Origin of the sequence: Paenibacillus glycanilyticus, assembly GCF_051200795.1 — a bacterium.
Classification (GTDB): Bacteria; Bacillota; Bacilli; order Paenibacillales; family Paenibacillaceae; genus Pristimantibacillus; species Pristimantibacillus glycanilyticus.
In genome coordinates this window covers 4,630,061-4,644,043 of record NZ_CP195155.1, presented here as the reverse complement: position 1 = coordinate 4,644,043, position 13,983 = coordinate 4,630,061, and the positions used below count along the sequence as shown (strand labels likewise).

Here is a 13,983-nt window from a genome sequence, read left to right as displayed (position 1 = left end):
ATAAAACATGTACAAGCTACAACATTCGATCTTAAAGCCGGTTTTTCTAAACTAGCAAAAACACTTGTGACATAAATCCCATTACCGTGGAAGGTTGCCCTATCGGTAGACGAACATACAGATAGGAAGAACAATGAACAATGTTTTCTTTTAATGTCACAAATTTTTTCAGTGTGAAAAATAATAGGCTCTTCGATTGTATTACTAATGTAAGGGTGGATTCAGGTTATGAGGAAGCCTGGTCAATCAGAAAACAATTAATAGGTTTAAATCTTAAAAACTAAAAACTCACGGGGTGAAAGAAATGAAAACAAAAACCAAAACGATTATTCTTTCCACGGTTACCGCATTATCATTAACCTTTGCTGTTCCTAGCTTTGCAGCTGCCAATCCTTTCTCGGATCTAACGGATATTGCTGCAAAGGATAAGATTATTGCCTTACAAGAAAAAGGCTTAGTCCAAGGTATTTCGGACAACCTATTTGCCCCTAATGACATCATCACTGCGGCACAAGGTATTCAGCTTATTGTTAATGCCGCTAATCTGAATCTAGATTTAGTGAGATTCCTTGTAGAACCTAAAGCAACAGATTATTTCAAAAACGCAGACAACGATGCATGGTATGCGAATGCCTTAATTACAGCTAGCGTTAATGGAGTCGTACTGCCGGCGGATCTTGATCCTAATAAGAAATGGACGCGTGAAGAATTCACTCACCTGCTTATTAGCACGATTGAAGCGCACAATAATCTTCCAAAGCTTAAGCTTGTTCCCGTCGAGATTAACGATAACAAGGATTTAACCATTGATTATGATGGATCCATCCAGCGAGCGCTTGCTTATAACGTAGTGAAACTAGATGAACAAGGGAACTTCCATCCTAAAGCTGAAATCACTCGTGCAGAGGCAGCGGAACAAATTTACAATGTACTCGAATACGTCAAGGCACATCCTGCACCATCGCCACAACCAGATGTAGAATCAGAAACAAATTCAAAACGATCACCATCGTCAACAAGTCCACAAATACCAGGAACAAAATAAGATAGTAACTGGAATGGCAGCCAATCGTGGCTGCCATTTTTTTGTAGGTAATTAACTATCATTTCTTATTCGAGTTTGACAGGGTGAAAAATAATCTGGAATTACGTCCTTTGTTACGCTTTTCTTTTCTATGGATTCAAGTCTGTATTTTCTCTCTTTATAGAATTAATGTTTGAAACTTACAAATCAAGTTTAGATTCTCCATGGTTTGTTTGACGGAAAGCAGATAACATTTCTTAATGTAAGCGCTGTACTTCAGAAGAGACAGCCAAATCATAGGGGGGATATTAGATGTGGAAAAGGAATTCGCTTCTTATGTCGTTGATTCTGATTCTGTTATTAGCCGCTGGATGCAGCAGCAACGGCGGCAGTAACAAGAACAACAATGCAGGAGTCGTCAGTACGCCTGCTTCTTCGGAATCGGAAGCCAATGATACAACTCCTGCTGCTATTCAGGATGATACCGGAACACCTGAGATGGATTTCGACATGGGCGGTCGAACGATTAAATGGGTTTCCTGGTATGACGAATCCATCAAGGAAGATAATCCGGATAATATCAAGCGAAAGCAGAATCTGGATGAACTAATGAAAAAGCATAATTTCAAGATTGAATATGTCACAGTTGACTATGCAGAATACTCCAGCAAGGTTACAGCTTCGCTGCTTGCCGGAGAACCGATAGGCGACATTATCCGGATGGCGAGACCGTGGATGATTCCATCACTTGTTAAGCAGGAGCTATTCTCTCCTGTAGACGAATATACGAAGAATGACAAGGTATTTATTCAGCAATATACAAACGATTATTCGCAGTATGAGGGCAGAGGCTATGGATTCCGCTCCGGAATTAACGGCGCATCGTCAGGTATTTTTTATAACCGTACTCTGATGAATAAATTAGGCATGAAACCGCTGCAGGATTATGTGAAGGATGATAACTGGAACTGGGATACTTTCATCCAGGCTGCCAAAGAAGCTAACAAAGATACGGACAATAACGGTAAGCTGGATACATGGGGGGTTGCTACAGCCAATATTCTGGTGCAGGCGCTGGCTTCCAATGACGCCAATCTGGTCGCAGGTGATAAACAGAATTTGGAGGACCCGAAAACAAAGGAAACGCTGGAGTTCATCTCCAAGCTTGCTACGGAAAATATCGCTAGACCTACTGAAGGCGGAGACTGGACGGAACCCGGGCAGTTTTTCCGTCAAGGCAACACATTGATGTACGCGGGAAGCGATTACGAGATGGATGGCTTCAAAAAGGATATGCCGGATATGGATATCGGATTCCTGCCATTTCCTAAAGGACCTAGCGCGGTGGCCTATCACTCGCATTTGACGATTCCGAACTACATGACCATTCCGAGTGTAATAGAGCATCCTGAGCAGTTGGTCTATATCTATGAGAAAATCAATGATATCGATTCCATTTACGATTATCCGAAGCAGGCCACGCTGGAGACGTTATTTAACAATGAAGATGATATCGATAACGCCAAGACAGCAGGAGAAACGATTAATAGGGTTGACGGAAAGGATGGCTATCCGAATATGCCTTACTATGAAATGGTCGATGAAATTCTGAAGGGTGTATCCGTGTCCACGGTAATTGACAAATACAAAGAGCAATTTCAGTCGTCTATTGATGAAGTCTGGAAGAAGTAACGGCACTTTGAACGACAAGGGCAGGTCCCCATTGCAGCAATGGGGACCTCTCTCTTTCATCTGCTTTGCCGTTGAAATACGAAGATCATTTTATTTTGGCGGCGGATGGAGGATATCCTTTTATTTCTTTAAATACTTTGCTGAAATAATAGATATCTTGGATGCCGCAGCGCTCTGCGGCTTCCTTAACGGTGAAATCACCGGAAGAAAGCATCATTTCTGCGTTATTGATCCGAATGCGGTTGACATATTCCTTGAAAGACATCCCGGTATTCTGCTTGAATAGCTTTCCGAAGTATACAGGATGCAGTCTTAAACCTTCTGCTATCTCATTAATAGTTATATGATCCGAGTAATGTTCCGTTAAATATTCTATAAGCTTCTTTATTCGAGGATCAAAAGAGGTTGGTAAATTTCGGTGAAAGCTGGTTAACAGACGGTGGATGATCAATTCGAATAGTGCCCGTGCCTGAATATGGTAATAAGGCTGCTTGCTCATCCACACATGGTTAAATTCACGCAGATAGCTAAGGATCTCTTTCGTGATAACCTTTTTCGTCAACCCCTGAAAAGGCATATGAATATGATTATGAGGATCTGCCCAGTAGAAGTTAAAAGGATAGGAGTGCATAGGAGAATCTTTAAAGGTATGAGCTTCCCGAATACTGCCGCTGGGAACATAGACGAGATCTCCTGCTTCAGCGGTGAATTTCTTGCCGTCAATATAGTAATTAGCCTTTCCTTCGATAACAAAGGTGAGATCGTGAAAGCTGATTCTAGCCTTTTGTATGGTCCAATCAGGGTAACATCTTCGATCTACAAACAAAAAGATATTAGGAACAAGATAGGGATGGTGTTCTAGGTCCAATAGGGTTCGCCTCCTATATAGCATATATAGATTACATGCAAAGGGAGATTGTTATGATTACATTAACAGGCTTTGCTGATGAAATCTCATCAGAATTGGATATTCAGCTGGATGTCCTCGAATCGGAACAAATCCATCATCTAGAGCTGCGAAGTGTTTGGGGGAAAAATGTATTACAGCTCACTGATGATGAAGCCGTAAAAGTAAAAGGAATATTAGAGGACAGGGGATTTCAGGTATCTTCGATAGGCTCTCCATTAGGTAAAATTAAAATAACCGACAATTTTGATCTGCATCATGAAGAGGCAAGGAGGGCAATATGGCTTGCATCGTTTTTTCAGGTTTCATATATCCGTATTTTTTCGTTTTATATTCCTGACGGTGAACATGATCACTACCGTTCGGAAGTTCTCTCGCGCATGCAAAGTCTTGTACAATTGGCGGAGAGAGCAGGTATCGTTTTACTACATGAAAATGAAAGCCATATTTATGGGGACAACGGCGAACGGTGCCGGGATTTATTACAATCCATATCATCACCTTATTTACGCGCTGCCTTTGATCCGGCAAATTTCGTGCAATGTAAGGTGAGTCCCGTAACTGAAGCCTATCCTTTGTTGGATGAATATATCTCATATATTCATATTAAAGACGCTGTCATGGAGACTGGTTCAGTTGTTCCATCCGGTGAAGGAGACGGACAGTTGAGGCAGCTTTTACAAGTATTGAAGCAAAAAGGATATGGCGGGTATCTGTCTCTGGAACCACATCTGCAGGCCGCTGGGAGACTGGAAGGGCTTAGCAAGCCGGAATTATTCATTGTTGCTTCAAGAGCGATCAAACTATTATTAGCAGAACAGAATATACCCTGGTTGTAATCATGCACGGGCAGCCGGTTTGTTGCGATCGGTTTTTTTTATTTCTTTCATGATAGGTTTAGATTTAAATGACTTCAATTACTTTCAATAAAGCCCTATAATCGCTAAGGTGAAAAATCTATAATTAGAAAGGCTACTTAAATGAATTCAATAAATCTGGAAGGCAAGGGGGGGGGGCGGGCACTAGGGAAGTCGCAGACGCAGCGGGAGATCGCGAAGGAGCTCGGGATAGCCGCAGTTACGTGTCACGGATTGAGAAGCGGGCTTTGATGAAGCTGTACCATGAGTTTTGTAAGGCATAAAATCCCTAGGAGAACCGCGCGAATATATCGCGCGGTTTCCTTTTGCGAAAACATTACCAAGGAAGCTGGTTATTCATGAAGAAGAACTGGCCGGTTGGCCCGTCAACAGGCAGCGAAGCCAGCATTACGCTTGTCTTGCTGCCTTCCGCAGGGTCTAATTCGGCGTATTGCCCGCCGATTTCGGTCTTCACCCAGCCTGGATGAGCAGAGTTGACTTTAATCGGGGTATCCCGGAGTTCGTGCGCCAGATGAATCGTAAACATATTTACGGCTGCCTTGGACGTGTCGTACGCGAACACCTTCATGTTGTAGATCGGGGCTTCCGGATTGGAATGCAGGGCAAGGGAACCCAGAACGCTGGACAAATTGACGATTCTGCCAGCGGGCGATTTGCGGATCAACGGAAGAAGCAATTGCGTCAGTTCAACCAGGGTGAAGAAATTCGCCTCGAACGTTTCACGCAGGGTATCCGGCGTTACGCTGCTGGTTTCGTTCATGGGTACAAGATGCTCCACTTCCTTTTGAACCCCGGCATTGTTAATCAGGATATCGAGCTTTCCGTACTTTTGTTCAAAGAAAGCATATGCGGCTTGACGATCGTCAGCCAGCAGCACATCGAATTTCATGCTTTCCGCTTGGATGCCTTCTGCCTGCAGCGCTGCTGCCGCGACTTTTCCTCTCTCTCCATCGCGCGAACCGATGACGACATGAGCGCCGAGCTTGCCTAATCCGCGTGCCGTCTCCAGGCCGATGCCCCGGTTTCCTCCAGTAATGAAAGCGACTTTCCCTTCGAGATTGATTTGGTTTGCAGTCATGTTAATTTGCTCCTTCTCCCGTTTATTTGGTGAATCAAATTGAGTTTAGCCATATTCGACGTCTTTTTAGAATGATCATTCCCAATAGACTCGAATTCATCATAACTTATTGAGAACGATCGGTAAAGAATTTTTTTTGCCGGTTGAACGGCTCTTGGTTGTTTAATTGCTCCTATGTTAATCACGGTCGCGATGCATATCTCAATTAAATAATTGCAAGTGAATATATAATTTGTAAGGTTACGTCGCTCTTTATCGTCATGATACTATTAACCTATTACCAAGCGACCGAAGGGGCGATCATGAACGATGAGAAACAGGAATGTAACTGCCGTACCGGCTGAATATTTTAAATCAGTGAAGTCAGAGCTTCAAGGTACGATTCAAGAGGTTTCCTATGAGGCAAGCAGCTATATTAATATATCCCGGCAGCTTGTCGCCAAGGAGAACATCGCCATCAGCGAAGCGGGGAGAGAAACCGTTGCGGGCGATGCCATCTGGAAAAGATGCAATGTTTACCTGCCAGCGGGTTATGATTCGAGCGACAAGGACACCAGATACAATGTCATGTATTTGCTTCACGGCGTTGGCGGCAGTCAATTCGAATGGTTAAGCAGCAACGGTCAGGTTGACGAGCGATTTATCCTTTGCAACTTATTCGACAATCTCATTGCAAAGGGAGAGATTGAGCCGCTGATCGTCGTATTCCCCAACGGAAGAAGCGCCCATGACTGGACGGACGCATCCTTTACGACCGAAGGAACCAATATGCTGGGGTTCTATTACTTCGATTACGAGTTGAGACACGATCTGATTCCGTTTATAGAATCCAATTACAAAACTTACGCGAACATAACGGATACATCCCCTGAGGGAATCCTATTTAATCGCGCGCATCGAGCGATCGCCGGACTTTCGATGGGTGGAATGCAGGCTCTGAATCTGATTGTCGGCGGTTACAGATACGACTCGACGCGATTCACGGGAACCGAAAGTTCCTGGAACAACGGGCTGGATAAGACGGTGCCGGCGCCAGGCATGATAGATTTGTTCGCTTATGTCGGTGCGTTCTCGAATGCTCCCACATCGAGTGAAGGCAGCGTTCTTGGAGCAAGCCTGGGATCCTCCGATCATAAGCTCCAGCTGCTGTATATGACCTGTGGAGATGCCGATGGCGTAGCAATTACGAGCTACGCGAAATCGATAGAGGGGCTTATAGAACATGCGGGAAATCATCTTGGTCCTTTTTATCAAGTTGTGATTAAGGACGGTTTTCACGATTTTAATGTTTGGAATAACGGTGCCTACAACTTTAGCCGCCTGATATTTGGAAATAGCGAAGAGTATGCAGAATCGGATGTTATTCGAAAGACGCTTTAGAACCAAGGTTCCGGGAGAAAGCTGGTCATTTGCCGGCTTTCTTTTTTTAGTTTATTCCAACCTTACAAGTTGACACTCATTAAACCTCTGTTATTCTGAATGTACCCCGGTTGTTCTTTCCGCACATTCATTGTCCTAGTGAAGAGAAAGGAAGTAATGACGAAATGAAAGGGTTCGCGAAGTTTATAGGCGGGATTTCCATAAAGAATAAAATATTCATCTCGAATATTTTAATCATTGTCGTATTTATTTCCACCCAATCGATTTTTGCCAACACGATTTCACAGAAGGCGATTATCGATAAAGCCACAAATAACTCATCCCGGGAGCTTGTGCTCATCAAAAACAATCTTCAAACCTTGCTGTCCTCCATCGAAGATTACTCCAAAATTCTAGCCAGCGATTATCGATTGCAGAACGCCCTCTATTACGATTATTTATTAAATAACGAGCCCAATGCGATCAAGCCGGTTGAAGGTTTAAACAACCTCTCTATGAACAAAACCCTCTCCGAGACGATCAGCAACATTGTCGAGCCTAACACCAAAATCAAGGCCGTCAGCATTCTTACCTCCAATCAGCATTGGGTGGACGTTGGATTCGCCGACAATGCTTACGCGGCGCGTCTATTCGGATACGGTTACGGAGCGGATGACCGGACCTATCTGCCCATTTGGACGGGGTTGATTAAATTCAGATTCCTATACGAAGGGGATGACAACGTATTTGCGGTTTCCAAAACGGTCATTCACAAAGATACCGGAAAAACGATCGGCCGAATTTTTCTGTACGTCAAAGAAACGACCATCGCTTCCATTTACGAGGAAGGGAAAAATAAAGGCGGTGAATTTTATATCGTAGATGCCGACGGCCGGATTATTTCCGCGCAGAATAAAGCCATGCTATACCGGGATTTCAAGGAAGCCGCCTCCATCAGCATCCCCGATGACGGTAAAGACGCAAGCTTCACTCAAGGGAGCGGAAGTCAAGAAATGCTGATACTCACCCATCGCTTCGAACCGCTGAAATGGACAATTGTAAGCGCTATCCCAATGAATGAGATAACGTCGGAGCGAAAGGAAATCAATCAGTTGATAATCGGGATTGGCGCGGCATGCTTGCTGCTGGCATTAATGGTCTCCTTCCAATTGTCACGCTCGATCACCAGCCCAATCTTCCGGCTTGCCAAGACAATGAGGGAAATCCGGACCGGAAAGATGCAGGTCAGAAGCTCTTACCAATCAACGGACGAGATTGGGTATTTAAGCGAGGGCTTCAATAATTTAATGGATCGCATTGAGGCGCTTATGGCCGAGAACGTCGAGAAACAAAGGACAAAGGCCGAGATCGAATTTAAATTGCTGCAATCGCAAGTGAAGCCCCATTTTCTGTACAATACGGTTGAAACGATTATTTCTCTTATTAAGCTGGGGTTGGGGAAGCAGGCCATAACGGCCGCCCAATACATGGCGAATTTCTATAAAATCTCGTTAAGCAAAGGCAACGATATTATATCCATCGGTGAAGAGATGCGTCTTACGGAAAGCTATTTGGAAATTCAGCAGCTTCGTTACGTGGAATATATGGCGTATACGATGGATATCGACGATGACATTTTGACCTATTCGATACCGAAGCTGACCTTGCAGCCCATCGTGGAGAATGCCATTTATCACGGATTGAAGCTCAAACAGGAAAAAGGAATCGTACGCGTCACGGGGAGGCGCTCTGGCAATCATATCGAAATCGAAATTTATGATAACGGGGCTGGCATGCACAAGGATCTAGCGAAGGCGATAACAGCGGAATCGGGTGTCCCTGCGGAAGGCGGAGGATTTGGAATCAGAAGCGTATCCAATCGGATCCGAATGCTGTACGGGGACCGATACGGACTGCAGGTTGAAAGCGAACCCGGCGTTTATACGAAAATTATTATCGTATTGCCGCTTCGTCCCCAATAGCTTCTGCCGCATCCATGAGGCTCTTTTCTATTATTCGCATGTCTAAGGATGGAATAGAACAGGAGGAACGGAATGTGTACAAAGTGCTTATCGTCGATGATGAATTTTACTTCAGGCAAGCCTTGAAGATCTCGCTGCCCTGGAATGAGCTGGGGTTCCAAATAGCGGGTGAAGCCAAAAACGGGGCGGAAGCGCTGGAGCTGATGCCCGAGGTAGAGCCGGATGTCGTGTTAGTCGATATGAATATGCCGATCATGGATGGATTGGAATTTATACATAAAGCCAAGGAACGCGACCAGAAAACAAAATTTCTGGTGTTGTCGGGTCATAGCGAATTTGCGTATGCCAGGCAGGCCGTGCAATTGGGGGTTTCTAACTACGTGCTGAAACCGATTAATGAAGAAGAGCTCCAAAGCTCTTTGCTGAATATTAAGGACCTGATACGATCGGAGCGTCTGGGCGAGCTTGAATTGGACGATTTGAGAAAGCAGGCAAGCGAAGGCTTGTCTTACATGAAGGAACAAGTGCTTAATGATTGGCTGCAGGGCAGCTCCAGATCACGACCGCAGCAGGACCGATTGCAAGATATGGGAATACCGCCGGAAGGCTTGCATTACCGGACGGTTGTCGTCGATCTGGATGCAGACGATGAGGGACATCTTGACGAGGGTATGACCATTCATAAAGCGAAGGTGCAGGAAATCGCTAAGCGCTGCATGCAAAGCGCTTTTCACTGCGTTAGTTGTCAGGATCAAGACGGGCGTCTGGTTCTGATCCTAGGTGCGCCTGAAGAATCCTTCAACAATCTGGAATCGATTTGCGAAAGGATTCGATTAAAAATACAGAACGATACAGACTATACGGTTACGATCGGCTTAGGCAATGGCTGCGATACGTATGAGTCCATCCCGAGTTCGTATAAGGAAGCGATAATCGCCTTGAAGCATCGGTTTATATGGGGCGGCAACAAGGTGTTCGTTCACTCCCTGAAGGGTGAACCCGGAATGAAGGCCGGATTGTACTCGGTGGAGAAGAGAAGCGGCTTGCTGATGCTCATGCGAATCGGAAATAGGACCGAGACGGAAGAATGGCTCGTCCGATTTTTTCATGATGCCCGCGTTCAGAATGCCTCTATGGAAATGCTGCTCCTTGCCGGAATCGAAATCGTCTCCACCTGCCTTGAATTTTTGGCCGAAGCGTCGCAAAGCTTTGAGGATGTTTTCCGGGATACGACGCAGCCCGACATGATACAGCATATTCAGCGAATGAAGACGTTCAAAGAATTGGAGGAGTGGATACACGATCTGATTCTAAAGGCGATGGACCATGTGCATAGCCGCAAAACCAATAGATCCGTCAAAGTCATAGAGGAGGTTAAGGCGTATATTTCGAATCACTACGGCAATGAGGAATTGCGAATCGAAGATATCGCCAGAAGCGTCCATATGAATTATAATCATCTCTGCTTCGTGTTCAAAAAGGAAACGACCTTTACAATCAATGACTACCTGACCGAAATACGGATTATTAAAGCGAAAGAGCTGTTTGATCAGGGAGAGAAGGTTATCCAAAACGTAGCGAGCCGGGTGGGTTACGCCGACGCCAATTATTTCAGCAAATGCTTCAAAAAATATATGGGAATTACGCCCAGCAAATATGTGAATCAAATCCAATAGCCAAACTGCCGCAGATGCTAGACGAGAGTGAAAGTTTTCTCTATCGTCTATTTTTTTTTGCCGTTAATTTTACTGCCAGCCCGAGAATACTCTCTGTACGAAATTTAGGAAGATTCGTAAAATTAGCTCATGGTTAAGGTTGATACCGCTTTCAATGGCTGGATTCAACCGGTATCCGTTTCGACAAATAGGGGAGGTATAACAATGGTAACGAAGTCAAAGACAGCGGCCATGGTCCTTATGGCAAGCACTCTACTGGTTTCATCGGCATGCGGAAGCGGGAACAACGCAAATTCCAACCAGCCGTCCAACAATCCGTCGGCCCCGGCAGCAACCACAACCACGGAAGATAACAAGGAGACAGCGGCGCCGGACGGCAAAAAAATCAAGATGAGAGTTATCACGATTACGACGGACGAGAATCGCAATAACATCATGGAAAAATACATCAAGCCTAACATTGCCGCAGCGCTTCCGAATCTTGAAGTCGAGTTTGAGCCCGGCGGCGGCGGCGAGGATATGGCGAACAAATTGAAAACGTTGAATTCCTCCGGGGATATGCCGGACGTATTCTGGAGCGATGCGGGTTACTTTACCCCGCTGAAGAACACGGGCAGCATTCTCGATCTGACCCCTTATATTTCGAAAGACGGCTTCTTGGAGAAATATGCGGTGCCGGATGCGTTAAAGCATGTCGATAACGGGATTTACAGCCTCTCCTCCGGAGCCGATACGTATTTCACCCCAGTGATCTTCTACCATAAAGACATGTTTGAGGAAGCCGGGGTGAAGGTGCCGACCACGTTCGACGAGCTGATTCAAACCTCGAAGACGCTTAAGGGTAAAGGTATGGTTCCGGCCGTAACGCCAGGCAAAGACGGATGGGGGCCGAAGCTCTTCATGCTGCAGCAAATGATTCAAATCGGGGACCCGCAGGCAATGGCGGATCTCGTCAGCAACAAAACGGACTTTACCAATCCATCCGTCAAGGAAGGTGCGGCCCGCATCGAAACGATGGTCAAGGAAGGCGTATTCCCAGACGGCATAGCCAACCTGGATTACGGTCCGGCGATGGAGATGTTTACGTCGAAAAAGGCTGCAATGCTCATGATGTTTACTTGGGAGCTGCCGAATCTGGCAAAAGACGAAACGGTTGATTTCTTCCCGTTCCCAAGCGCAAGCGATAAGTACGATCCTTCGCAGACCGTGCAATTCTGGGGCTCTCCGGTTAACGGCTATGCGGTAAACGGGAAAACCAAGCATCCGGAAGAGGCCGTCAAGCTTGCCGAATTCCTGGCCATGCAGGATGCGTTGTACTTCGAATCCTCGGGAGCGCCAATATCCTTGCAGACGGGCAATCAGGCAAATAACAGAAGCCCGCTCATGCAGAAGTTCGTTGACTGGTATAATCCGATCCCGAATAAAATCGCGTCTTTTGCTCTTAATTCGATAGATGCGAAAACCTCTGCCGAAATTTCTACGCAAGGAGCGAACTTATTGACGGGCGAATACGCTGCCGAAGATTTCAATACCGCAATGAACAAGATTTGGAGCGAGAATACGTGGTTTAACAAGTAACAAAGAGGCATTGACAGCTAAATCCCCTTCGGCTCATCCCGGGGGGATTTAGACACAAATTAAACGGTGGAGAGAGCGATGAACAAGTACTTTAGCACCAAAATGTCCATATTTGTATTTGCTTCCCCGGCCTTGCTGCTGTTTACCGTATTCTGCGTATACCCCTTGCTGCCGGAGATCTGGATGAGCTTGCATAAGCATGACGGGTTTCGAAATTTGGGATTTGTCGGTTTGGATAATTACAAAGACGTGATGGCTTCGCCTTCCTTTTGGAGCGCCCATAAAAATACGTACCTTATCGTAGGCATCTCCTTATTGCTTGGGCTGCCCCTCTCCATGATGCTGTCGCTTTTTATGGATGCCCAAACCCCAAGGTTTCGCCGATTTTTCAAGACGGCGGCGATGTTCCCGGCTATCCTGTCGGTCACGGTGGTTGCCCAGATCTGGCTGGCTTTTTACGAACCGAACTGGGGATTGTTTAACAGCATACTCCAATCTCTGGGGCTGAGCTCCTGGACGCATTCTTGGCTGACGGAAAAGAAAACGGTCATGCCCAGCATCGGGGTCACATTCCTGTGGCAATACATTGGTCTCAACGCGATGCTGTTTTATACGGGAATCAAGACCATACCCAAAAGCTATTATGAAGCGGCCTTGATCGACGGTGCCAATTTTGTTCAAGTCTGTTTGCGAATAACGATCCCCTTGCTGCAGAATGTCATCAAATACGTACTTATTCTGTCTACCTTAGGCTCGATGGCCTTCTACTCGCATGTGCGGGTCATGACGGCAGGAGGGCCGGGCGACACATCCAGGACGGTCATCTACCAGATGTATTATACGGCATTCGATACTTCCGAATTTGGCAAAGGCACCGCGATCGCCGTTATCTTTATTCTGGAATGCCTCTTGATCTCCTTTGTCATCCAAAGGTACGTAGCTAGGGAAAAACTAGAGTTTTAAGCTAGGGGGGAGTTTTCTGAAAGTATTAAGTCGAGTGTTTTGGATAGCCGTCGGATGCACGTTTCTGTTTCCCTTGTACTGGATGGTAACGATGTCGTTGAAGTCCAAAAGCGAAGCGTACGACAATCCTTTTGGCGTACCGTCTTCCTTGGATTGGCTTAACTTCAGCGAAGCGTTGTCCAAATATCATTTTTATACGTATTTCGAGAACAGCCTGATTTACACGGCAGGGACGATTGTCATAACGCTGGCGACGGGAAGCATGCTGGCCTATTGCCTCAGCCGCATGCAATGGAAGTTCAATTCGGCGGTGTTGTTTTATGTATCCATGGGATTGATTGTCCCGATCGAGGTCGTTGTTATTCCTTTATTCCAGCTGGTTAAAGCGCTGCATATCAAAAACAGCTATTTAGGCCTTATCCTGCCATATTCCGGCTTCGCTATCGCTTCCTGCGTACTTATGCTTTATGCCTTTCTCCGATCGTTGCCCAAGGAGCTGGAGGAAGCGGCATGCATAGACGGAGCGAATGTCTATCAGACATATATAAGAATCATATTTCCAATCGTGATGCCGGCATTGGTTACGCAATGCGTCCTTATATTCATTCGGATCTGGAACGAATTCCCGCTAGCTTTTATTATTGCCTCCAAGGATCAATTTCGTCCGCTAACCGTGGGATTGCTTGGTTTCTTTGTCAATGTGGGGGTTACGGATTGGGGGTTGATCGGTGCGAGTATGCTGCTATCCAGCTTGCCTATGATTATCGTTTATTTGGTAGGCAACGAGAAGATCGAAAATGCTTTGACCGCCGGGGCTATTCTGAAATAGCCTCGCTCATACGCTCA

General features: G+C 45.8%; 11 protein-coding genes and 1 pseudogene. 10 read left to right on the top strand and 2 right to left on the bottom strand.

The features are described 5' to 3' along the window. Positions 1 to 304 precede the first annotated feature (304 nt). Both ACR9FF_RS21045 and ACR9FF_RS21040 read left to right on the top strand, forming a co-directional pair. Positions 305 to 1,045, top strand: coding sequence for an S-layer homology domain-containing protein (locus tag ACR9FF_RS21045; RefSeq protein WP_435164459.1), 741 nt, complete (start codon positions 305 to 307; stop codon positions 1,043 to 1,045). 291 nt (positions 1,046 to 1,336) lie between these two features. Continuing rightward, positions 1,337 to 2,716: an ABC transporter substrate-binding protein gene (locus ACR9FF_RS21040; RefSeq protein ID WP_435164457.1), complete on the top strand. Its 1,380-nt coding sequence runs from the start codon at positions 1,337 to 1,339 to the stop codon at positions 2,714 to 2,716. An 85-nt stretch (positions 2,717 to 2,801) separates the two neighbouring features. Here the strand turns inward: ACR9FF_RS21040 and ACR9FF_RS21035 are convergent, their stop codons facing one another. Beyond that, a complete protein-coding gene (locus ACR9FF_RS21035) occupies positions 2,802 to 3,584 on the bottom strand; it encodes an AraC family transcriptional regulator (protein WP_435164455.1) in 783 nt (260 codons plus the stop codon). Between the two features lie 53 nt (positions 3,585 to 3,637). Between ACR9FF_RS21035 and ACR9FF_RS21030 the strand changes: the two genes are divergently transcribed. After that, a complete protein-coding gene (locus ACR9FF_RS21030; protein ID WP_435164453.1) occupies positions 3,638 to 4,462 on the top strand; it encodes a sugar phosphate isomerase/epimerase family protein in 825 nt (274 codons plus the stop codon). A 186-nt stretch (positions 4,463 to 4,648) separates the two neighbouring features. Next, positions 4,649 to 4,764, top strand: a pseudogene (locus tag ACR9FF_RS21025) (sigma factor-like helix-turn-helix DNA-binding protein); the annotation flags it as partial. 53 nt (positions 4,765 to 4,817) lie between these two features. On the opposite strand, the gene ACR9FF_RS21020 reads toward ACR9FF_RS21025, so the two are convergent. Then, positions 4,818 to 5,579, bottom strand: coding sequence for an SDR family oxidoreductase (locus ACR9FF_RS21020; RefSeq protein WP_435164451.1), 762 nt, complete (start codon positions 5,577 to 5,579; stop codon positions 4,818 to 4,820). Positions 5,580 to 5,888: 309 nt separating this feature from the next. Between ACR9FF_RS21020 and ACR9FF_RS21015 the strand changes: the two genes are divergently transcribed. The 6 genes from ACR9FF_RS21015 (at position 5,889) to ACR9FF_RS20990 (ending at position 13,966) form a co-directional block, all read left to right on the top strand. Continuing rightward, positions 5,889 to 6,959 (top strand): alpha/beta hydrolase, encoded by a 1,071-nt coding sequence (locus tag ACR9FF_RS21015; protein ID WP_435164449.1) that lies wholly within the window; start codon positions 5,889 to 5,891, stop codon positions 6,957 to 6,959. Positions 6,960 to 7,123: 164 nt separating this feature from the next. Beyond that, on the top strand, positions 7,124 to 8,920 hold the full coding sequence (locus tag ACR9FF_RS21010; RefSeq protein ID WP_435164447.1) for a cache domain-containing sensor histidine kinase: 1,797 nt from the start codon (positions 7,124 to 7,126) through the stop codon (positions 8,918 to 8,920). Between the two features lie 74 nt (positions 8,921 to 8,994). Beyond that, on the top strand, positions 8,995 to 10,596 hold the full coding sequence (locus ACR9FF_RS21005; protein ID WP_435164445.1) for a response regulator: 1,602 nt from the start codon (positions 8,995 to 8,997) through the stop codon (positions 10,594 to 10,596). Between the two features lie 204 nt (positions 10,597 to 10,800). Beyond that, positions 10,801 to 12,174: an ABC transporter substrate-binding protein gene (locus tag ACR9FF_RS21000; protein ID WP_435164443.1), complete on the top strand. Its 1,374-nt coding sequence runs from the start codon at positions 10,801 to 10,803 to the stop codon at positions 12,172 to 12,174. A 78-nt stretch (positions 12,175 to 12,252) separates the two neighbouring features. Then, the gene (locus ACR9FF_RS20995; protein ID WP_317980195.1) at positions 12,253 to 13,137 is read left to right on the top strand and encodes a carbohydrate ABC transporter permease; all 885 of its coding nucleotides are present in this window, start codon (positions 12,253 to 12,255) and stop codon (positions 13,135 to 13,137) included. Positions 13,138 to 13,228: 91 nt separating this feature from the next. Next, complete coding sequence (locus tag ACR9FF_RS20990; RefSeq protein ID WP_236013215.1) at positions 13,229 to 13,966, top strand: carbohydrate ABC transporter permease; 738 nt, start codon at positions 13,229 to 13,231, stop codon at positions 13,964 to 13,966. Positions 13,967 to 13,983: the final 17 nt, after the last annotated feature.